Here is a 240-nt window from a genome sequence, read left to right on the forward strand (position 1 = left end):
CGTCAACTCGTGGTGGACCGGGTCACCCGCACCTTGCGCGGAACCGAGCGCACACGCGCGGTCGACGGGCTGACCATCACGCTCGCTCCGGCCACGGTGACGGCCTTCGTGGGGCGCGGCGGCGCGGGCAAGTCCACGGCCCTGTTGGCTCTGGGCGGCCTGGTCGCACCGGTCTCGGGGCAGGTCGACACGCCGCCCGAGATCGGCTGGTGTCCGCAGGACCCCGAGCTGGGCTTCGTG

At 73.8% G+C, this 240-nt stretch carries 1 protein-coding gene; it reads left to right on the top strand.

What is annotated here, in order from left to right; translation table 11 throughout:
• A partial coding sequence (locus RT323_RS11590) for an ATP-binding cassette domain-containing protein (protein WP_313408487.1) occupies window positions 1-240 on the top strand: 240 nt, incomplete at both ends.

Origin of the sequence: Aeromicrobium sp., assembly GCF_032084975.1 — a bacterium.
Classification (GTDB): Bacteria; Actinomycetota; Actinomycetes; order Propionibacteriales; family Nocardioidaceae; genus Aeromicrobium.